The organism is Shewanella sp. GD04112 (assembly GCF_029835735.1).
Classification (GTDB): Bacteria; Pseudomonadota; Gammaproteobacteria; order Enterobacterales; family Shewanellaceae; genus Shewanella.
Genome location: NZ_JAOEAL010000003.1, coordinates 131,164 through 150,286 on the forward strand (window position 1 = coordinate 131,164; position 19,123 = coordinate 150,286).

Annotated in this window: 26 protein-coding genes and 1 pseudogene; 25 read left to right on the forward strand and 2 right to left on the reverse strand. The window is 41.2% G+C overall.

The window, feature by feature from the left end:
• Window positions 1-15 precede the first annotated feature (15 nt).
• From N7386_RS23360 to N7386_RS23415, 12 genes and pseudogenes are all read left to right on the forward strand, one after another.
• A pseudogene (locus tag N7386_RS23360) lies at window positions 16-697 on the forward strand (IS6 family transposase).
• 485 nt (window positions 698-1,182) lie between these two features.
• On the forward strand, window positions 1,183-1,635 hold the full coding sequence (locus N7386_RS23365; protein ID WP_347815257.1) for a site-specific integrase: 453 nt from the start codon (window positions 1,183-1,185) through the stop codon (window positions 1,633-1,635).
• Between the two features lie 69 nt (window positions 1,636-1,704).
• On the forward strand, window positions 1,705-1,893 hold the full coding sequence (locus tag N7386_RS23370; protein WP_279771448.1) for a hypothetical protein: 189 nt from the start codon (window positions 1,705-1,707) through the stop codon (window positions 1,891-1,893).
• A gap of 84 nt (window positions 1,894-1,977) precedes the next feature.
• A complete protein-coding gene (locus N7386_RS23375; RefSeq protein ID WP_279771450.1) occupies window positions 1,978-2,226 on the forward strand; it encodes a hypothetical protein in 249 nt (82 codons plus the stop codon).
• Between the two features lie 52 nt (window positions 2,227-2,278).
• Window positions 2,279-2,626, forward strand: a complete 348-nt coding sequence (locus tag N7386_RS23380; RefSeq protein ID WP_212601238.1) for a hypothetical protein — start codon at window positions 2,279-2,281, stop codon at window positions 2,624-2,626.
• Window positions 2,627-2,641: 15 nt separating this feature from the next.
• Window positions 2,642-2,887 (forward strand): hypothetical protein, encoded by a 246-nt coding sequence (locus tag N7386_RS23385; RefSeq protein WP_212601237.1) that lies wholly within the window; start codon window positions 2,642-2,644, stop codon window positions 2,885-2,887.
• A 27-nt stretch (window positions 2,888-2,914) separates the two neighbouring features.
• Window positions 2,915-3,250, forward strand: a complete 336-nt coding sequence (locus N7386_RS23390; RefSeq protein WP_014611690.1) for a hypothetical protein — start codon at window positions 2,915-2,917, stop codon at window positions 3,248-3,250.
• Window positions 3,251-3,281: 31 nt separating this feature from the next.
• Window positions 3,282-3,452: a hypothetical protein gene (locus N7386_RS23395; protein ID WP_219640046.1), complete on the forward strand. Its 171-nt coding sequence runs from the start codon at window positions 3,282-3,284 to the stop codon at window positions 3,450-3,452.
• A 46-nt stretch (window positions 3,453-3,498) separates the two neighbouring features.
• Window positions 3,499-3,933 (forward strand): hypothetical protein, encoded by a 435-nt coding sequence (locus tag N7386_RS23400; protein ID WP_219640044.1) that lies wholly within the window; start codon window positions 3,499-3,501, stop codon window positions 3,931-3,933.
• Between the two features lie 81 nt (window positions 3,934-4,014).
• The gene (locus N7386_RS23405; RefSeq protein ID WP_195742682.1) at window positions 4,015-4,365 is read left to right on the forward strand and encodes a hypothetical protein; all 351 of its coding nucleotides are present in this window, start codon (window positions 4,015-4,017) and stop codon (window positions 4,363-4,365) included.
• A gap of 65 nt (window positions 4,366-4,430) precedes the next feature.
• Complete coding sequence (locus N7386_RS23410; protein WP_014611562.1) at window positions 4,431-4,703, forward strand: hypothetical protein; 273 nt, start codon at window positions 4,431-4,433, stop codon at window positions 4,701-4,703.
• A 195-nt stretch (window positions 4,704-4,898) separates the two neighbouring features.
• Entirely contained in the window at window positions 4,899-5,213 is a 315-nt protein-coding gene (locus tag N7386_RS23415; RefSeq protein WP_014611564.1) for a hypothetical protein, read from the forward strand.
• Between the two features lie 301 nt (window positions 5,214-5,514).
• Here the strand turns inward: N7386_RS23415 and N7386_RS23420 are convergent, their stop codons facing one another.
• Window positions 5,515-6,084 carry a hypothetical protein gene (locus N7386_RS23420; RefSeq protein ID WP_219640042.1) on the reverse strand — a complete coding sequence of 190 codons (570 nt, stop codon included), beginning with the start codon at window positions 6,082-6,084 and terminating at the stop codon, window positions 5,515-5,517.
• 598 nt (window positions 6,085-6,682) lie between these two features.
• Here N7386_RS23420 and N7386_RS23425 point away from each other — a divergent pair.
• Together N7386_RS23425 and N7386_RS23430 are read left to right on the forward strand one after the other, a co-directional pair.
• Window positions 6,683-7,291: a hypothetical protein gene (locus N7386_RS23425; protein ID WP_279771460.1), complete on the forward strand. Its 609-nt coding sequence runs from the start codon at window positions 6,683-6,685 to the stop codon at window positions 7,289-7,291.
• 12 nt (window positions 7,292-7,303) lie between these two features.
• Window positions 7,304-8,509 (forward strand): tyrosine-type recombinase/integrase, encoded by a 1,206-nt coding sequence (locus N7386_RS23430; protein ID WP_014611568.1) that lies wholly within the window; start codon window positions 7,304-7,306, stop codon window positions 8,507-8,509.
• Window positions 8,510-9,512: 1,003 nt separating this feature from the next.
• Here the strand turns inward: N7386_RS23430 and N7386_RS23435 are convergent.
• Window positions 9,513-9,779: a hypothetical protein gene (locus N7386_RS23435; RefSeq protein ID WP_014611571.1), complete on the reverse strand. Its 267-nt coding sequence runs from the start codon at window positions 9,777-9,779 to the stop codon at window positions 9,513-9,515.
• Between the two features lie 89 nt (window positions 9,780-9,868).
• Between N7386_RS23435 and mobH the strand changes: the two genes are divergently transcribed.
• From mobH to N7386_RS23490, 11 genes are all read left to right on the forward strand, one after another.
• Complete coding sequence (gene mobH / locus N7386_RS23440) at window positions 9,869-11,932, forward strand: MobH family relaxase (protein WP_014611572.1); 2,064 nt, start codon at window positions 9,869-9,871, stop codon at window positions 11,930-11,932.
• 285 nt (window positions 11,933-12,217) lie between these two features.
• Window positions 12,218-13,096, forward strand: coding sequence for a hypothetical protein (locus tag N7386_RS23445; RefSeq protein ID WP_279771462.1), 879 nt, complete (start codon window positions 12,218-12,220; stop codon window positions 13,094-13,096).
• Between the two features lie 11 nt (window positions 13,097-13,107).
• Window positions 13,108-13,404: a hypothetical protein gene (locus N7386_RS23450; RefSeq protein WP_014611574.1), complete on the forward strand. Its 297-nt coding sequence runs from the start codon at window positions 13,108-13,110 to the stop codon at window positions 13,402-13,404.
• Window positions 13,405-13,407: 3 nt separating this feature from the next.
• Entirely contained in the window at window positions 13,408-13,617 is a 210-nt protein-coding gene (locus N7386_RS23455; RefSeq protein ID WP_014611575.1) for a hypothetical protein, read from the forward strand.
• 3 nt (window positions 13,618-13,620) lie between these two features.
• Complete coding sequence (locus N7386_RS23460) at window positions 13,621-14,223, forward strand: hypothetical protein (RefSeq protein WP_014611576.1); 603 nt, start codon at window positions 13,621-13,623, stop codon at window positions 14,221-14,223.
• A complete protein-coding gene (locus N7386_RS23465) occupies window positions 14,220-15,080 on the forward strand; it encodes an AcaB family transcriptional regulator (RefSeq protein WP_195742683.1) in 861 nt (286 codons plus the stop codon). The genes N7386_RS23460 and N7386_RS23465 overlap by 4 nt, the downstream gene beginning before the upstream one ends.
• Before the next feature lie 716 nt (window positions 15,081-15,796).
• A complete protein-coding gene (locus N7386_RS23470) occupies window positions 15,797-16,252 on the forward strand; it encodes a hypothetical protein (RefSeq protein WP_248088596.1) in 456 nt (151 codons plus the stop codon).
• A complete protein-coding gene (locus tag N7386_RS23475) occupies window positions 16,245-17,285 on the forward strand; it encodes a hypothetical protein (protein ID WP_279771466.1) in 1,041 nt (346 codons plus the stop codon). Before N7386_RS23470 ends, N7386_RS23475 begins: the two co-directional genes overlap by 8 nt.
• A gap of 5 nt (window positions 17,286-17,290) precedes the next feature.
• Complete coding sequence (locus N7386_RS23480; RefSeq protein ID WP_248088600.1) at window positions 17,291-18,091, forward strand: hypothetical protein; 801 nt, start codon at window positions 17,291-17,293, stop codon at window positions 18,089-18,091.
• A gap of 2 nt (window positions 18,092-18,093) precedes the next feature.
• Entirely contained in the window at window positions 18,094-18,633 is a 540-nt protein-coding gene (locus N7386_RS23485) for a transglycosylase SLT domain-containing protein (protein WP_278892990.1), read from the forward strand.
• Window positions 18,630-19,123 (forward strand): DUF2859 domain-containing protein (locus tag N7386_RS23490; protein WP_279771471.1); only part of this gene is annotated, 494 nt, incomplete at its 3' end. The genes N7386_RS23485 and N7386_RS23490, both read left to right, overlap by 4 nt.

A 19,123-nucleotide genomic window follows, 5' to 3' on the forward strand; every position in this document is an offset into this window, starting at 1 on the left:
TAACTAACATCATCAATGTCACTAAACTTTTCTGGACGCCATTTCCCAACAGATATCATCATGCAAGCCCTACGATATTACCTGGCCTATAAACTCAGTTACCGTGAAATTGAGGAGATGTTCGCGGAGCGAAACATCCATTTTGACCACTCAACACTAAACCGTTGGGTTATCAAATATGCCCCGCAACTCGAAGCCGTATTCAGGAAGATAAAGCGTCGAGTATCAGGGTCGTGGCGAATGGACGAAACCTACATAAAGATTAAAGGTCGCTGGGTTTACTATTATCGCGCCGTGGATAAATACGGTGCTTTTATTTGAGTGAGACCCGTGATGAACCTGCTGCTCGGGCATTTTTCAATAAAGCGATCAACCAACATGGCTTACCTGAAAAGGTCGTCATTGATCAAAGTGGGGCGAATGCTGCGGCATTAGACACCATTAATATTCGTCTTTGGCTGTCTGGTTGCATGTTGTTTATGATTGAGGTTTTAGCCATAAAATATCTGAATAACATTGTTGAGCAAAGTCATCGAAAAGTGAAAGGTAAAATGCATCAATGTTTGGGTTGGAAGTCTTGGGAAGGTGCCGAATCACGCTTGCTGGCGTTGAACTTTGGTCCATGATTAAGCTGGGACAAATGGACACCACTGAAAATATGACTCCATGGGAGCAATTTTATTCATTAACAGCCTAGTTGTATCTGAGGGATCATGCGCTCTCAAATCATAGCTGCAAGAGCTCAGTTTGCGACAGAACCTTGATTGGGCGATCCGTTATATAACGAAGAACGCCCCCAAAGCACAACAGAGAAAATCTAAGAAAGACATGACGTTAGGCGGAATTTATGAACAGCTTAATGCTTAAGGTTCAGTCTATGTAGTGACATAGTTATATTGAGCGTTGATTATTTTTCAGCCAATAGAGGCGTTGCTAATTGTAGGAGAGTTATAAAGGGTGACTTTTTCACCCCTTTATTACCTCCCACACTAATAACTAATCTTAATCTGGCTAACTGTGGTCAGTTTGGATATCGAAAATTATTGTACGTTGAGGGTTCGCCGGGATTCTGGAAATTTCCGCCAAATCTAACTTAATTAATTGTTATTATTAAACATTGACTAACTTTACATTTTTGGCGCGTTGGGCAAATTTAGCCACCTACCAGCCAGCATTTGTAAGATGTTGAAGCCAAGAACTGTTTGGCTTACAAACAAAACATCGAGGGAGATTATCCAGCAATGGATTGATCACCGCTTAGCTAAAAAGTGGGGTTTATCTGGCTGTGCTGACTTCCAAGGATTAATTCCAGAGTCACGGTTTCTGTATACAGTTCGTGGTGCTCCGTATTCGCTCCAACCTAAGCCTAGAAAACTCGACTCAGGAGAGATACGGGAGTATTGGGCTTGTGATGCACTAGAGCAAGCTATGAGGGCGATCTATAAAAAATGCGGTTTACCTTTAGCATCTTCACACTCTGGCCGTAAATCGCTTTGTACGAATGCTGTAGTAAAAGGCGTTCCGATTGAAACTGTGTCGCGAATACTCGGCCACGCGAGTCCTGAAACTACTATCGACTATGTTGTTATTCAAGCAAAGCGAATCGAAGAAATGTGTGGTCTTGATTGGGTTTAACTTATTGCTAATTATGAGCGAATAGCGCACACTGTAAAGTTGTTAGTTTGGCAAATTTAAGAGGAATTTATGGCGGAATCCGCAGATAAAGAGGCTTTTTCGGCATACTGCCGCGCTCAAGTTGGCCTTGATGCAAAAGAGGTGGCAGATCTCGCCAAAGTGCCGCGCCGCACGTTTTACGACTGGTGGGCAACTCGACGTACTGCCGTTGAATTAATAATCGACGGCATTAAACACCGTAATAGCAAAAATGAGTGAATACCGCACATTTTATATTGATTTCTGAGCGAATGTCGCACATAATGGTGTTAAGACGTTTAAGCAAGTGGCGAGATAAACACCATGGCTAGTAAATTGAAAGTTGAAACAAATGAATATGGTCAAACCTACGGAACTTATAGCTATAACAAAGAGCTAGGTACGGGTGAGTACATATTAAAAAAACATTCGAAAAGAAAACATTATCCTGACGTTCTATCCAGAAACCGTACAGAAGAGTGCATCCTTGATGCGATTGCGAATTACAAAGCTGAAATCAAAGCAATGCACGAAGAAATAAAAAGAAAGCTTCAAATTAAACTAGCAAGATAATTAACAAGGGCGGTTCGCCGCCTGTTAACACGGAAAATAGGAACTACTAAGAATGGGCATTGAACAGTACAGAAAGGAAATGGCCGAGGCCGAAATCCACAAGCCAAGAGCAATGTCGGCACTGGCACTTATTGATATGGCGTTAGAACATGGTTCTAGCTCCGCTAAAACTGCGGCGCTAATCATCCTAAGCCTTGAGGCTGACCAATGGTTTAAGTTTAGTGCTATTGAGCTAGTGAATCTCGATGGAACTAATCGCTCTCACGCGAATAACGTTTTGCTTGGTGTTGAGGGTGGCGATTTTCAACCGTCTGTGTGGTTGGCGCGGATTGGTGTTGATGTGAAAGACAAGATCACGACTTTGCTTGATAAGTGGTCTTCGCTTCGAATGAACCAATAGAGTGGAATTTCACGAATGGAACAAAAACATCATTACCATGTATTTTATATTGGTTTGTCAAATCAGACAGGTCAGCAAGTTCAATGCACAGTGACTATCCTGTGTGCAATGCCAATTCAGTATCAATCTGATTTAAAGGACATAACAGCGTACATTGAGACAAATTACAATGTGAGTGATGTGGCTATTGTTAATTGGATGCCCCTTCTTGGGTTGGAACGACCAGAATCAGGGGGCAGTACAGTAAGCGAAGAAGAATAACAGAGCGGAAATTAAAGAGTAATTCGTATGGGATATATAGGTACATTTGGTACTGCTACAACAGCGCCAGAACATCATTGTAATACGTTTGGCACTCCATCTTGGTCAGGTAAGCATGAAGATGATTTTACCTCTGTCCTTGAACAAGAATTACGTGAATTTATCAAACGTGAGGCTAAACGATATGGAAATAATGATCGTGTCCAAAATATTGTTGGTGAAAATCAGAACTTCTTCAATGAGCATTTTCTCAGTGGTTGGCCTCATGCGCTTTGGCTTGAGTATTATCAGCTAGGAATGGAAGAGAGAGCATCACTTGATATGCCAAGTTTCGATGAAGTTTGGCCTTCTATGCCAATATAGATAATTAAAGAGCGGAAACTAAGGGGGCGTTATGGATTCGGCAGCACTGCTAACGTGGCTTAATCTTCAAGTTACAGAGCTAACAGAAAAGCGAGATCACGCTATCAGCTTTGATAACTATGGCAAGGCCGCAGTACTTGATGGGGAAATATCTGGTGTTAAGCGGGTTATCTGCAAAATAGAGCTTGGTGATTTTAACTAACGGAATGTGGTTTACGGATACTAATCAAAAGAGCGGAAATTTCACAATGACACCAAACAGTAAAGCCCTAGCTCTGGCTAATAAATGGCGCTCTGAAAATCCAGCACGGGTCGGCGGTGTTGTGCTGGTGTGGCAAGGAAAGGTATACGGCTGGAAAGACAAACTCCGCGACCCATCTTGTGAGCGCCCAGGTGCTATTGCTGTAGACTATGAAGGGCATTTGTTTTTGGCTGAGGGTGGCAATGACGACAGCGGTGCGTCTGTGTGGACAGTGATCAATCAAATTAACGGAAAGTCACTCATGAAAAAGCCAAACATGCCAGATACAGATCTTATTGAATCTGAGTATTCAGAAACGGATTGTGATTCATTCGGTGATTCATACGTGTGTAATGATTGCGGTTGTCATGACATTGGCATCAATGAGAAGCAAGAGGCTTTCTGTCATAAGTGTGACAGCTTAAATGTAATCGTAGAATAGGACGGAAATTCGAGGATCTAATTGGAATGTAACTGCGAGGAAAATAAAATCATGGTCGTACCGTTATGGGAGGCACAGAGAATGCTTCATAATGAAGGCGAACAAGCAATTAGATTCGCTGTCCACAAATACAATCCTTACAATAATGGGCGTAAAACCACGCTCGTAGAGGCGGTTCGATGCCTTGCTTTTCAGTCGCGTTTTGCTGGTACGCATTCATTTGTCGATAGCGAAACCAAAGAGCCGATGCACTTACAAATTGAAATAGCATCAAAAACAGATGTTCCAATGCTTGGCTTGTTTCTGTCAGTTTACTTCTCGGACGGAAAAGAAAAGTACCTGTCTCAATTTATTGTAAGCGAATCAGAGTCGCACTACTTCTTCCTAGATTTTAGCTTGGCAGCAGCTAAAGCCAAATCCATAGAAGTATAAAGTATGTCGGGTGATGTTGATTGCGGTTCGTTGAATGGACGCTTATTAACAATGGATAGAGAGCAATGATAGAACTCAGTGCTGAACAGCGGCAGCTAGCAAAAATAATCCATGAGTATGTATGCCCGTTTCCCCTAACAGAGCTTGGTGATGCTCAGGTACTGCAAAGCTGCTATGACTATATGGATGCCTTTAAAATGATTATTGACAGTTCCTCGGACGTTCAGATGCGCTCCATCTGCCAGCAATATTCAGGTTTTTTGAGATTTGCAAAATTGATGGAGCAACTGGCTCAGGGTATTGAGAATGGTGTAATTGAAGTACCCAAAGATCACTAATCAATCAGAGAGCGGAAAATCAAAATGAATACTTATGGAAGCGATATAAAATTGCCGAAAATTTAGGTCGTTACGGCGCTGTGACATCGCTAGAACCGAACGACGACCATTTTTCTGCCAGATTTTTTTGGGAGTATGGTAGCGATAGGGCGGTTTTGATTTCAACACCAAATATGCCAGACGGAAAATAAAAATATGGCTTTAACACAAGAGCAAGCAGAACACTTCCATGCAATACATGGTCGAATCCAAGATGATTCCCGTTATATCACCGAAGATGATCTTAAATTGGCTGTGAATGCGGCTTATCTAATGCTCGAACAAGCAAATTCGCGCATCACTGAGCTAGACAAGGCAGTCTGTGAAGAAATTGGAAATAGGGATAACTGGGAAGAACGTGCATCAAAACTAGCGTATGCCGTTGGTGAGTATTTTGGCGAAAGCGTGGGTGAACATTCAAGTGCAAACTGTCCAATTACTATCGCGCACGAATTGTTAAACCAAATCTAATTTGAGTGTTGCCAGCGACCATAGCAATAGAGCCAAAGCTGAATGCGGCCAAGGACAACATAGCGCCGACCGCGCCTCCTATTTTTAACAAATCTTTAGTTGCGAACACTTAAAACTTCCCTTAAAAAAGAAACCTATCTCATGCGTTTTTGGATTATAACTCACTGATTTAAGCCCCGCTTAAAACACATGGTCTAGCAATTAAAGAAGGGTTTGTATCACGCGATACAAACCCTGAAACTTGCCTCTTTTACAAGGATAAACAAGTGGTTGCGTTACAATCAGCTGTGGTGCCAATTTGTTATATTTCTTCTGAATTTGCCTGCTCTTTATATGCTGTAATCAAGAAATCAACTGCCTCACTGTATGTCTCAGTGCCGATGGTTTGCATTAATTCTTGCAGAGCTTCTACCACATCGTTGCTAAGAGGAATGCGTTTTATCGTTGCCCGTTTCTTAATTTGAGCCATTTTTTGGCGCACTTTTCTCCATTCATCAATTGAAATATAGGCAACAATATCCTCATTTATTGCCACCAAATCATGCAAATAAAATTGTGCTTGGGACTCATATTTCTGGTGCAGAACGCTCCAAAAATGAAGCAGTTTCAGTCGTGTTTTTTTCAAATGCTCAAGGCAATGAACAGCAGAATAAGTAGAGTTAAGCGCATTCTTCCTGATCATCAAATCCGCATAAAAGTAGTCGTGGCTAAACACCGTCTTAAGAAGATCCTCATAGGCCACCATATCTGCAACGCTCAATAACGGTAGCAAGGCACCACTGCCCGAAGCTGGCCAATAGCCTTCATACTCCAACAGGTCATTATCAAATAGTTCGGTCAGTTTTTTATCAACATCGTCATTACGCTTCACAACTACACTCCATTTTCTTAATCTTCAAATGGTGTCACCATTTGGAATTAATTCATTAAACACCACACCCGTTACCCGTGTCTAGTTTCAAATGGTGTCACCATGCAGAATTATGAGAACTAACACTGGTTACTATCATTTTGCGGAAATCAAACCGAACTCATGCAAAAGTGGTATCTCCGAAAACTTTAATGACAAAGGTCATATTTTTGCGATTTTTGACGCTCTCTTAAAAAATCGAATCTGGTAGTACCAGTAAATATTTTACTGGGTATAATTACACTTATACACAATAATAAGACACAGGGTTTACACTCGGTCGATTTGCAGAATGCAATTCGTTACGCCTTACCAACAATCTTCACGCGATTTTAGGGTTGTAGGTTCCGCATACGATTCGGATTGATGAAAGCATTTCCGAACTGAGCCCCTGCAGCTAAGGTGCAGCCGCTGGCCAGCTGAGCTAATAAATGGTGGTATCAAATAGTACCCGGCATGGGTTATTTAATTAATTTGCAATAAACAAAAACATAATAAATTTTAAGTTGTTTAATTTATTTAATAGCATTAGGCCAACATTTAATTATGACGGCTTTCCATGTACGATATAGGTGTTAATTTGATATTTGGATTTGAATTAAAGGTTGACGGAAAAGTTAGTGATGAACTGATTGATCTTATTAACGAGTCTGCACCTCATGGTGTTAGGTTGTTAAATAAGACCGTAAAACATCCACTTCTTTTAGAGTTAGATATAAAAAGTTTTAAACCCTGTTTCGAGGTCTACGAGAAGGTTTGGCGGGATATTGAAATATACGTCGCTGACCACTTGAGTGAAATTAAGAATTTATCTGCCACTAAGCAGATTGGAGCCATTAAGGATTCCATTTTAAAGCTCGATTTGTTCAATACATTAATGAGCGAACACAAAAAGGATTTAAAAGATGGTTTGGAGATCAAGTTCTTTACAAGAAAAAATCCAAATGTGCTTATGCATGGGGTGCTTATAGCCATTGTGCCGCCATTTTCAACGGTCTATAGCGTGCTATCGACGAAGATTTATGATTACCGATTTAAGAATAATTTCAAAAATATCAACAAACTAAGCCAAAACAAGCTTATGTATCTTGTAATGGAGAAAGCTACCTCCAATAACAAGAAGCCTTCACTGTACTGCATAGATGCAGAACAGATACTTTGGAACTAAATGGTGAGCTGAATGGAATCTAACGATAAAAAAGTGTACCAAGTCGCCGTGATGGAGAGTGAACCAAGTAATACTAAATCTGGTGATATTGTACTGCAAACTCGCTTTGCGTCTATTCCAGTCAAATGCGTATATAGAGACTTCGATAGTGATGGAACCATCATTTATGAAAAGGAGTTTTTTAGATTTATCACAGAATACCTAATTGACAAAATATCAGCGCCACCTCAGGTTTTAGCTATTAGTTCAGCAGGTGAGAGGGTACTAACGGATGATTTAGTCAGTAAAGTAAATCGCTGGTTTAAGATAGTGGAAAATAAATACGCAAGAAACTCAGTAATATCGTTAAATTCAGATTTATCAGAATACTTTGATATTTGCAAAAAACAAAACCAATCTCCATTTTTTATTATTGACGCGCAAATTGCTACAGTTATCAATATTTTCTCAATTGGCAGAAAATCGTCCACTATTAGTCGATTCATAAATTCAGTATCTAGGCTGTTAAGCGGCTGCGGCCTTCACAATCCAACTAATGATGAACTGGTTAAAGCTGCGGTAAAGAAAATTAAAAACACCATTGGCGAAGAACAGAATCAAGCGGCACCCCTGACGCTCGACCTAGTAAAAGAGTTTTGCAATGATTGGCAAAACAATAGCAACCCCAAAGAGCTGCGCGATATGCTTGTTATATCACTACTGTTTGAATGCATATTGCGTCGCAGCGAGCTAATCAATGTAAAAGTAACTGACTTCGGTGAAACTCCAAACCCTGCAGGTGGATCACATTATTCGTTGCTTATAACGCGCCTGAAAACCGACAGAACAGGCAAAGAAATCAGGGCGTTACCCATATCAAAACGATGTTGGGGTATTTGCCAAAAATACGTACTCCTATGTGGGCTAGAAAGCGGCTCTCTTATCCGCTCATTCAAAGTAAATGGCAAACCAAAAGAACAAGCTATATCCAAGAGCGGTGTTGATAATATTCTAAAATCGGCTTCAAAAACCCTAAACCTTCCTGCAAACGCACTGCTTTCAAGTCACTCTGGCCGTGTTGGGGCTATTCAGGCTTTAGTTAAAGGAAATACCGCTACTGCTCTAATACAACTTAACGCAGGGCTTAAATCAGCCACTATGGTATCGCGTTATTCGCGTCGAATTGATGGTGAAAATCTTCCAATGGCGGCGATTCTTAACGACAGCGACGACGAATAAAATTGAATTGATTACTGCAAAATAATATCGGTCCATTTGATGCAATCATTTCACAACTGGCATATTGATACCGGTGATCAAATGCGACATACGCAAAAAATCTACAAAGATATACTCGGCAGATTCAGAAATTGTTACCTATAACCGCCTCAAAAATTCAATGACTTGCTATATTCACGCTCATTAATGGCGAGGCTGCTTTCAATCGCGGTCATTGAGAATGTTCCAGGCATGGCGAGATAATTAATGAGAATACAAGGCGTTGTTAAGTGGTTTAGCGTCCCGCAAGGCTTCGGGTTTATTACCTCTATAACAGAAGGAACTGACCACTATTTTCACGTAAGCGATGTAATTGGATCTGCGTTACCCGAAATTGGAGACAAAGTTACTTTTGAAACCATATCCACCCCAAAGGGCTTAAGAGGCAAAAGAGTTGAACTCAAGCAAAAGCAAAGTAGCCAGATCGACTGCCCTAAATGTGAGCGTAAAATTACCCCTAGACTTGTCATAGTCAAAGGTGAAGCTAATCACTCACTTTGCCCTTACTGTGGTGGAAGGGTAAAAAACTTCTATAAGCCCGGCATTTTGAGCGCAATTCCATACTATTTGGGCTACCTGTCAGGACGATACCCAAAACAGTTTTACGGCACCATACTCGCCGCTCTCGTATTGCACTATGTAATCTCAAAATTTTGATAAGCATCTTTTGATTGGTCACTAATAGCTAAGGATTATTATGACATTGACTTTAGATTATCCTTTACTAATTCAAACCTTGATTCAATTTCAACTAAACTGACACCAGTCCAGAGCGACAACACCAAGCTCGATGTAACAAAATTAGACAAGTCGGCACTACAGTATCTTGTCGAACAATGCGTAGAAGTAAGAACCGGACAGTTTAAGACTTCCGATATCGAGAAACTAAACAAAAGGGCTTGCTTGAAGGAAATAACTGGTTTGAACTTGTAACAGAAGGAGCCATTAGGCTCCTTTTTTACATCTATCCCATAATGGACTTAATCACGCTATCGCTAACACCTTGCTCTTTGAGTCGCTTTAGCGTTTGCTTGACTAATTCTGCTTGCCGCTTCGTATCTGCTTCTTGATTGTCAATTTCCTGAATCATTTCCTCAACGGCACAGCTAAATACCTGCTTAGCTTTTTCTAATTGCGCTTTCGACAGCCCTGATAGAAGGGCTTTCACTCCCCGGACTGTATTCAGTTGCTTAATCATCGTTTCGCGAGCTTCATCACTCAGTTTTGCCATGGGTATTCCCTCCAAATTTATTCCGCGCCTAATCTGAAATGATTGCCGGGTTATGTCAAATTAGCCGTAGAATATTTAGGGGAAATCTCATGCTCGGATTTTTAAAAAACACCAAATTAGAAGCAGCAAAACAGCCACCAATTGTAAAAGCAAATCCCAAAAAGGCTAACGACGGCTGGTACACAGCTGTAGCGCCAAGCGAGTGGGAAAAGATCAACGAACACGTTATTAACACTATCTACCGTGGGGTTCGATTAGAGCCGCACCATACTCAAACCTACTACACGGCAGCAATCAGCAAACTGGCTAGGTATATTCAAGCGTTTCCAGCATCAGAGTATAACCATCATTCATCGGCAGGTGGATTGCTTGAACACACATTAGAAGTGGCTAAGAACACGGTGATGTACCGCCGTGAAGTTCTGTATTCAGAAAATGGTAAGGAGACTGAAATAGAAGAACAGGCAGACGTATTTGCATACGCTTGCTTTACCGCCAGTCTCATGCATGACATTGGTAAAATTATTACTGACATTGAGGTTGTTTACCGCAAATCGGAAAGTGACAAACCAAGAATGTGGAACCCACTCTATGAGGCCATTCCAATTGGGGCTCAGTATAAATTCAGATACAACCCGCATCGCATAAGTGGCGTTCATGAATTGGCTGGCCAAATGCTCACCACTGCATTGATCCCCATGGAAGGCATCATTTGGATTAAGAGCTATCCAAAACTATGGCTTAAATGGATTAGCTGCATTGCTGGTGATCATGCTAAAGGAGGTGAAGTATCAAAGGTCGTAAAATTTGCTGACTCAGCCTCAGCAGCAAATAACTTTACAGGCCAATCCAGCTTGGCCAGCAAAATCGAAGCTGGTGAAAAAGTGGCTAACAGTGGCCACGGAGCTGCCGAGATATTACTTAAGGCAATGCGTCAGGCTATCGAGAGCGGCGATTTACCCCTTAACCGTATTGGCGGCGCGGGATGGTGCCATGGCGATACTGTTTATATGGTTTCGCAAAGGACTGTGCAGGCGTGTAGGCATATTGCACGTTCAACAGGGTTTAGCGCATTACCTGAGAATGATGTCACCTTATTTGCACTACTGTGCGATGCTGGAATTGCAACTCGCCACCCAGTAACCAACGACCTAGTACACACCTTGGAGATCACAGCTAATAAAGCTGATAAGCAGTGGAAAGGGGAATTGACGTTTTTATCAATCTCCAAATCGGTCTTAGACCCTCAGAACGTGCTGAACCTGACTAACGATAACGAGATTAAGCTAAATGATTTAACTCAAATCAAAGGTAAAAACGCTAAAGCAAACCCGGGATCTGAATTGGTGCCTGGGACAAATACGAATGAATCTGTAGACAGCAAACCCGCTCTGTTTGAGTCAGTTGATAAGAGCTCTGGCGAGGTCATAAAACAACCACAACCCAATGTTGCAGAAGAAAGTAACGAACCAGACTTTTTTAGTGCCTTTATGAGTTCAACTGCCAATCTCAAGAAAAGTGATGAATCAGAAACTAAGTTTCTAGCTACTCGGCCAATTAAACCTGCAGAACCCTCATTTAACCATCAAAACTCAGCAACCATGGCAAGCAATGAACAATCGCCACCCAGTTCACACGTAGCAAATTCAGAGCTAATACAACAACCAGAGGAAACAACCCAAACGTCTGCACTTCCGCGATTCCAACCTACGAAAGTTGATAAAAAGTCACTCGATCAAGCCTTGAATCCGTTTGGATTTGGGATTGGGAAAACAGCTGGTAGCGTAATTCAAGATACTGAAAGTGTTGGTCAGCAGTTTCTAACTTGGCTAAGTGACTCGATAAGAGCTAGGGCGCTACCGTTTAACGATTTCGGGTCATATTGCTTTATGGTTCGGGACGGTGTGTTTGTTTCGTCCCCTAACATATTTGACGCATACTCCGAGTCATTGGGTAGTCAGGTCAATCGTAATGAGATTATCGAGGAATTACGCAAGCGAGCCCTACTACAAACGGCCTTTGAAGGTGCTATGAGAAAATTAACCTTATCCAATGAAAGTAAAACGGTATTAGATGGGATTCTAATCAAACATGAGGCCGTTCACACGCAACATGAAAAAAGACTCAATAGCTCAATTGCAACACTACTGTAGGAAAATTGACAAACGCAATTAAAGTGACGAGCGTCAATAAAATGGTGTGATTAATAATCACACCATTTTTTATACCTTTAAATTGGGTTTGTGAATCAGGTCAAGAATTATTTCAAAATTAACCAAAATGTAATCTTGCGTTCACTAACTTTATTGACTGCCATTAACGTCGATTTTCATAGTTAACATTGTGAAACATTAGTGAGACTGAACTTTATAATAATTAGCATTGTTTAATTAAGTTCGTAAACTTCTTTTTAATTTTAATGGATTCCAGAGATAAAAATGAAAACGGTTATACATCGAGTAGAAAACTTGTTAAAGGAAAAGCAAACTGTAAATAACAGAATTCAAGTAGCAATTGATATTAGAGCAATATCCAAGTCGTTACTTCGTGAAGGGACAACCCCAACGTATCAACTATTTTCAGAGCTATTTTCCAGTGTAAATCCGTTTATGTGCAAGGCAAGTTATCACCGATATGTGACAATTGGATTGGTAGCTGACACCCTGCAAGGTTCATGTCATTTCACGACATTCAATGGCGTTTATGAAATTGCAAAAATCGTAGGATCAGACCGAGATAAGTTAATTAAGGTTCTAACTGCGGCACAGTCAAAAAGCCCAATTGTGGTTACAGATAAACAGATACTTGCCGAACTAAAATCCTTGAATACAGGTTCGACAATCGAAGTGGTTAGCCAATTCCAAAGCAGAATAGACGAGTTCTGCAGTGGTATGTCTAATGTCATAAAACATTCATCTGAATGTACCAATCATTTTATTGTTGATTTCAATTCAGAAATTGCTAAAACAATTTTAAGCCACGAAAAGGACTCTGGCGATATAAACTGGCTAAACAATTCATCTTCTATTTTCTGGTCGTTACTACATCATTCATCAGTGCTGACCAATAAGAAAAACCTTTTCGCAGCTCAGAAAATTACTGACCTATATAACGATTGCACAGGCGATTCATTCACAGCTGATCTCAGCCTGATTTGGAACCGCTTCTTCACCATTCTAATGACCGAAAGCGGTAACGATAAATTCGCTGCATTACGTACTCCATCTGAGGGGCAAATGGTCAGCAAATATATGTCGATGATTGAGTATACGAAGGCTAATCCTGCAATCAAAATTGCTATGGCCAGACTGAGCTAAGGTGAATTTGGATGAAAAATGATGAACAACGCGAAGCTATGGAGCTGATAGCAAAACATATTTTCGATATGTTTTACAAAATCAAACAGGTCGCGGCTACACATGCAGCCTACAACCCCAAACGACTAGCAGAAAAATTCGGAATCAGTCTTGAACTGGCCAAACGCCTACCTAGAGCAAGTGTCACTTTGCCATTGATTAAGCAGGTCTTAGAGCAGAAGGGTTACACGCATCACCCAGTATTACAACAATGTAGTCGAGAAGAATTTTTAATTGCTGTTCTCGATGCAGCTAAAGACGAGGATTAATCAATGCAACACAAGTTTATTTCCTCTCTGGCAAGAGATACTGCCGCATTAATTTATTCTGCGATGGAGACTGAAAATTTTATTTTCTTGAAGATGCTTGGAATCACTACAGAGGAAGCAACTGAGATCATCGAGCTTGCTAATTCGCACTCACACCCCGAGGAAATGAACAAGCCTTTATTCCAAAAAGTTATGCCTGTCAGGTTGGATTGATCTATGAGAAACGATCTAGAAATTCACATTGCAATGCATACGCTGGCAGAAATACAGGCTCTTTACTACGCCCGTAATGAGGCTGTACTGGCAATGTTCGGAGTAGACAGGGAAACAGCCTGCTTGCTGAGTAAGGGCTCGTTATCTACTGACATTATTTCAGCAATCCATTCTTACGTTTCGGCAACTGAAAAGAATCCATTTTTTTCAGAAAACATCCAAGAATTTAAGGAATATCTGATTACGCATATCGAAAAAATTCTGCTTCTTGAGGACTGCATTTCAAACGGTATTAGCATGAATTTAGCGAGCGAGTTATTTGGCATTCCGTTGAAGAATTTACGAGCAAGATTCGATTGTCAGTTTGAACCTGCCGGGGCAAAAATCTTGAACGAAAGCGCCATATTCAACATAGAAGATATGGTATTTGAACACCTGGGGGATGGTTGGTCTTTTACAATTTGTCGTTACGAATACGCCAGATTTTTACTGAAAACAGCACTCAGATTAGGGGTAAGTATCCATCAAATTACTCGCACTATGGCGAGTCAAGGGTACGAGTTTTCATTCACAATTAAACACATTAATCAATACGGAGATAAATGATGGAATCAACAGTGTTAGACCTCGGAATTACCCATGACGACCATGCCTTTGGGGACTTCCAATTATTCGATTTACCAGCCATTGAAAAGAACGATGCGGTTGGCCAAGCGAAAGCTCAATCAGAAATGCGAGTCACATTTAAAACCAGAAATGGTGAAATGCTTTTCCGTGGACTCAAGGGAGAAGGTGCAGACAAAGGTAAGGTCGGATTAACAAAAACCGACGACATTCTAAGTCGCATCTATGAAGCAATTCGACACGATGATCCATTTGCTGACCAACTTCTTTATGATATGCATGAATCCATGAATGCATTGTCAGACACGATGAATCGTGCAGAAGATTATATAAAAAAAGAAATTCACTCTAAGCTGAAAATGAGCGGTGCATCGCTCAAGATTGAAGCTACACAAAGCGCCCCATTTGACGTTCGACTTAAGACCAATTTTTGCCGCGCCTTGATTTGGGAAATCCTCAGAGCCGACTCAATTATTTTGATGGTGATTACCGCTCGTTACAGAGAAATTATCGACGCGAAAACGGCCAGCGACATTAACAAAGCACTTATGAGTTCCGTCTGGAATATCCTCTATAAAGTGTTCAGCTGGAAAGCCACTGGCGTTACCAGACGCGACGTTAAAGAAGGCAATAAACGCTTTGAAACTGCTTCTATTGAGAATAACAAAATCAAGTTAACCGCAGATATTTTAGACCAGAAAATTCGTTCCACATTTGCGCCAGCAATCATTGTTCGACCCGAAAATGATGTTCGCCCTCTACTAGAAAAAGCTCCGACTCAAAGTGAAAAGGTTGCTGATTTGAAAGATGCTCTAACTGCTCCACAACTATCTTCATAAACTGTTTTCAGATTGAAATATGAAAGGGCGCAATTAAGATTGCGCCCTTTTTTTATCCTAAATTAACCCAATAACCTGCATAACCCGTCTAGATAAGTGTCCAACTAAATGTTAATTCTGTCTAATACGCAGTATAAATCAGTCTAATAAGTCCAACTAATCTCCACTAAATTACGGTGATTCCATCGAAAGCTCTTAAATAGCAACCTTAATCTAGTCTATAAAATCTATATATCGCTCTATATAGACGAAATAACATAATATGAATTCTACAATCTATTACATAGCATCGAATATACGTTATAAACGCGCAATAGAATGATTCTAACAAGTCTAAAAATATCCCGTTATTTTTCCCTATTTAAATTTATATATTTAAGAGCAAATTAAATAGAGTTGTGGTTCGCAGCTCTATCATTTAGTATTTATTCGTCAACTTAGGTTGGCGTAACAGGAGGGTGGCGAAGCTCCAATAGTATCTTCGCTGGCGTTGCGGAGTTCATTCCGTTACCAAAAGCAATAACCGATCCCCAATTTAAAGAGTCGGTATACAAATGTCGGGGGCTACACTTCTAGTGATCTAAACTACAGCAAGTCCACACCTCAAAGCCGACATGACCTGTCGGCTTTTTTTATTTTCTACCCATGCCTTTTTTGATTTTAGATTGGTAAGCGAAGTACATTCTCAACCCCATTTAAAATGATCATTCTGCAATATGAAAACTCAACTATTAAGCGTTACTTTTGCGGCCATTGGCCTAGTGACTGTTTCGCCATTATTAGCAAGTGAGGCCGAATACAAAGCCAATGGATTGGCTTTAATAAAAATCAGCCCAATCGAACAACAACAAAGACCATTAGCCGTTGTTGCAACTATCGAATTTCCGAACTCAATTTCAACTGTCGGCCAAGCGATTCATTACACGCTTTTAAAGACCGGATACGAAATCGAAGATCGCACAAAACTTGATGAAGAAACCCGACTGGTTTTAACCAAAGACCTTCCTCTAATTCATAGAAAATTTGAATACGCTTCTGTTGAGCAAATCATTCAATCTCTCGTTGGCTCACCTTTCAAAATTACCTACGACGAAATTCAGCGCAAGGTAAGCATCAAGCCTAAAAGTTCAGATTTGGAACCTAATAAATTAGAGGGCAGCTTCCGTGACTGATAAACACGATACTGACTTCGACATCTTTGATAAGAAGCCGAACATTGGAACACAAACTACAGATGCCCAAATTGAACCAAGCAATAACGAACAGGACGACCAAGATAACTCAGATCACCTCGAAGCGCCCCGCGCTGAGATTGGCAAGACCGCATTTGCTGAGTCGCATAGCGACGAAGTAGATTCATCGAATCAACGAACACTTGTTCATGAAGAATACGACGATGAAGAATATGAGTATGTAGAACGCGAACCGATTTTCACTGCGGCTAAAATCCTGCCGACACTAAGCGTAATAATTTTTGGCTCCGCATTTTTGTACTTTGGAAACACCAAGCCAGATTTTGAAGCTGCAAGTAACGATGACTTAGCGAGTGTTAAAACCGCTCTTGAACATCTTCAAACAGAAAACAGCTCAATCAAATCTGAACTTGGCGCTTTCGCAAAAGGTAGCGACATTTTGGCTCTTAGAGCGCAGACCAATGACCAGCAAAGCAAGCTCGATTCCTTGCAACAAACACAAAATGAGTTGGAGCTATTCAAGGTGACAACAGAACTTGGAATTGCTAACAACACACAGAACATTGAACAAGTTAAAAACTCAGTCCAAGGCTTAACTAAATCTCAAAGTGCAAACAGCAAAATCGAAATCGAATTCACCTCAAAGCTGGATGCCATTTCAGCAAGAATAAATGAACTTGAAAACAAGCAAGTTTCCTTCCCGGCTAAAGCACAGGTTAACCAGGAGCAAGGTACAAGTGAAACCAATCAATCTCAGCAACATGAAGTGGTTAGAGTTGAGCTTGTCACCCCGGAGCCAGTTACTAAGCGGGTAAGAGACATTAACGGCTTAGTGCTTGAATCAATCGACGTATGGAATGGGAACTACATCGCAACCGTATCAGAAGGATACAACTTCCAAACGCTCTCGATTGGTAAAAATGTCAAAGGCTATACCGTCGTTGAGATTTCTCGAGACAGCGTAAAGCTAACTAACAACTCAACCTTTGAAATGGTGTCATTAGTACGGTAACGATGATGAATAAATTTTCCTTTGCAGCACTGGTAATATTATCCAGCACAGCTAACGCGACAACCTACAGCCCGGCTGTTAATTCAAGCAATCAATCAACCGTTATCACTTCAACGAATGCGGGTGAAGCTGAGCAGACATTTGATTTTGACGGAATCAAAATTGCTTTAACCGAGCAAGAGAAGGTTCTAGCTCGCGGGTTTAAATTAACCGAGGACGAGTTTGCACAATACAAATACATAATGAACTACACCCCTCGTGGTTTTTGGACTCCGGGTATCGACCCAGTAACTGCGCTGGCCGCATCAGCTAAAACAGAATCAGAACGTCGTCATTTCGTAACGATTGCACACGAATTGAAGAAGGAGCGGGATAGCTTACAGATGCAAATGTGGTTAACGGCTATTGACGTTGAGAAGCGTGAGAACCCGAACAGCAACCGTTGGAAATCTAATAGCGAAATTAAGTTTGGATTTGCAGACGAACTGCCAACTGGGAAGCAATCACTGACTTCGGTATTTTTAGATCCTAAGCAATGCAAAACCTCAAACGATTGCATTGGATTCGTTAAGAATTTACTTAGCGGTAATTCCAAATGGAATAAAACAGATTTTTATTTCATGGGAGCATCACCAAACGATGTAAGTCAGTTTGTCGTCGGTGTTGGAATTGACGTTAGCAAAATCAAAGCTGGTGACATTTCAATAAACATCGACAAAGGAGAGTACGCTGCAAGTGGGATCACGGTAAAACCTCCGGTTGCTGTTAAGCAAGACAACCTTGGCCAAGCAATTTACAAGCCGTAGATATGTTTAAGCGCCTGATAACAGCCCTCGTTTTATCACTCAGTTTTAATTCTGAGGCAGCTGCTACCATTCCGTCCGGTTTTGTGCGAATTGGGGCTTCTTGTGGAGTCCCCCCTGTCGCGCTTTACGCTGTTGCTCTAACCGAAACCGAAACCGGATTGAGAAATGGTGATTCCTCCGTGTGGCCACACTCAATCAATTGGAATGGTCGCTCTTACCATTTCAAGAACCGCAAAGACACATACATTTTTGCTCAGAACCTAATTGCCCAGGGACACACTTTGTTCGATGTGGGGATCATGCAGGTGAATTGGCGCTGGCACAAAGACCGGGTAAGTAGCTTATGGGAGCTAACGGATACTGAAACAAATATCAGAACCGCTTGCGAGATCATGGGCGAAGGATATCAAGCAAGAAGGAATTGGGTTTCAGCTGCGGGTTATTACCATGCGCCTAACAACGCAACTAACGCAAACAAGTACATGAAGAAGTTCAACGCCAAGTTGAACCGACTCCTAAAACAACAAGACTTATCAAAATGAATAAAACAATTTTAATTGCGGCCGCAGTAGCCGCCGCACCTATAAATTTACTTGCTATCCCGCTCAAAGAGATACCCGCCCCCACTGAGTTCACGACCATTCAGCTTAGCGATTCAATAAGTATGGCAACCGAGGATAGCCTGAAAGCTGGACTCGATAGCCAACGCATCAAAGACAAGATTAAAGAGGTTGAACAGCAGGCAAAAGGATTAACCCCCGCAGAGATTGAGCAACAGCTTGTATCTGCGATATTCCCGGTTACTACTGCTTCAATGAGCCTAAAGCGTGATGCCGGGAATGACGAGCGAGCATTAAAAATTCCGGTCAATCTAGCCGTCATTGGTGACGATAGCTATTCCCTAGGTTGGCTTTTGGCCAACAAGGATGAATTAATCGCGCTTAGAGCGTCAGTCATGCTTGTAAACTGCAATTCGATTACCGATTACAACCGAATTAAAGCATCCGTCCCCGAGTTGGATTTAATCCCATT

What these genes read in the sequence shown, in the direction of transcription:
- N7386_RS23365 (WP_347815257.1), top strand. Translation starts at nt 1,183, where the DNA reads ATGTTGAAGCCAAGAACTGTTTGGCTTACAAACAAAACATCGAGGGAG.
- N7386_RS23370 (WP_279771448.1), top strand. Translation starts at nt 1,705, where the DNA reads ATGGCGGAATCCGCAGATAAAGAGGCTTTTTCGGCATACTGCCGCGCT.
- N7386_RS23375 (WP_279771450.1), top strand. Translation starts at nt 1,978, where the DNA reads ATGGCTAGTAAATTGAAAGTTGAAACAAATGAATATGGTCAAACCTAC.
- N7386_RS23380 (WP_212601238.1), top strand. Translation starts at nt 2,279, where the DNA reads ATGGGCATTGAACAGTACAGAAAGGAAATGGCCGAGGCCGAAATCCAC.
- N7386_RS23385 (WP_212601237.1), top strand. Translation starts at nt 2,642, where the DNA reads ATGGAACAAAAACATCATTACCATGTATTTTATATTGGTTTGTCAAAT.
- N7386_RS23390 (WP_014611690.1), top strand. Translation starts at nt 2,915, where the DNA reads ATGGGATATATAGGTACATTTGGTACTGCTACAACAGCGCCAGAACAT.
- N7386_RS23395 (WP_219640046.1), top strand. Translation starts at nt 3,282, where the DNA reads ATGGATTCGGCAGCACTGCTAACGTGGCTTAATCTTCAAGTTACAGAG.
- N7386_RS23400 (WP_219640044.1), top strand. Translation starts at nt 3,499, where the DNA reads ATGACACCAAACAGTAAAGCCCTAGCTCTGGCTAATAAATGGCGCTCT.
- N7386_RS23405 (WP_195742682.1), top strand. Translation starts at nt 4,015, where the DNA reads ATGCTTCATAATGAAGGCGAACAAGCAATTAGATTCGCTGTCCACAAA.
- N7386_RS23410 (WP_014611562.1), top strand. Translation starts at nt 4,431, where the DNA reads ATGATAGAACTCAGTGCTGAACAGCGGCAGCTAGCAAAAATAATCCAT.
- N7386_RS23415 (WP_014611564.1), top strand. Translation starts at nt 4,899, where the DNA reads ATGGCTTTAACACAAGAGCAAGCAGAACACTTCCATGCAATACATGGT.
- N7386_RS23425 (WP_279771460.1), top strand. Translation starts at nt 6,683, where the DNA reads ATGTACGATATAGGTGTTAATTTGATATTTGGATTTGAATTAAAGGTT.
- N7386_RS23430 (WP_014611568.1), top strand. Translation starts at nt 7,304, where the DNA reads ATGGAATCTAACGATAAAAAAGTGTACCAAGTCGCCGTGATGGAGAGT.
- N7386_RS23435 (WP_014611571.1), bottom strand. Translation starts at nt 9,779, where the DNA reads ATGGCAAAACTGAGTGATGAAGCTCGCGAAACGATGATTAAGCAACTG.
- mobH (WP_014611572.1), top strand. Translation starts at nt 9,869, where the DNA reads ATGCTCGGATTTTTAAAAAACACCAAATTAGAAGCAGCAAAACAGCCA.
- N7386_RS23445 (WP_279771462.1), top strand. Translation starts at nt 12,218, where the DNA reads ATGAAAACGGTTATACATCGAGTAGAAAACTTGTTAAAGGAAAAGCAA.
- N7386_RS23450 (WP_014611574.1), top strand. Translation starts at nt 13,108, where the DNA reads ATGAAAAATGATGAACAACGCGAAGCTATGGAGCTGATAGCAAAACAT.
- N7386_RS23455 (WP_014611575.1), top strand. Translation starts at nt 13,408, where the DNA reads ATGCAACACAAGTTTATTTCCTCTCTGGCAAGAGATACTGCCGCATTA.
- N7386_RS23460 (WP_014611576.1), top strand. Translation starts at nt 13,621, where the DNA reads ATGAGAAACGATCTAGAAATTCACATTGCAATGCATACGCTGGCAGAA.
- N7386_RS23465 (WP_195742683.1), top strand. Translation starts at nt 14,220, where the DNA reads ATGATGGAATCAACAGTGTTAGACCTCGGAATTACCCATGACGACCAT.
- N7386_RS23470 (WP_248088596.1), top strand. Translation starts at nt 15,797, where the DNA reads ATGAAAACTCAACTATTAAGCGTTACTTTTGCGGCCATTGGCCTAGTG.
- N7386_RS23480 (WP_248088600.1), top strand. Translation starts at nt 17,291, where the DNA reads ATGAATAAATTTTCCTTTGCAGCACTGGTAATATTATCCAGCACAGCT.
- N7386_RS23485 (WP_278892990.1), top strand. Translation starts at nt 18,094, where the DNA reads ATGTTTAAGCGCCTGATAACAGCCCTCGTTTTATCACTCAGTTTTAAT.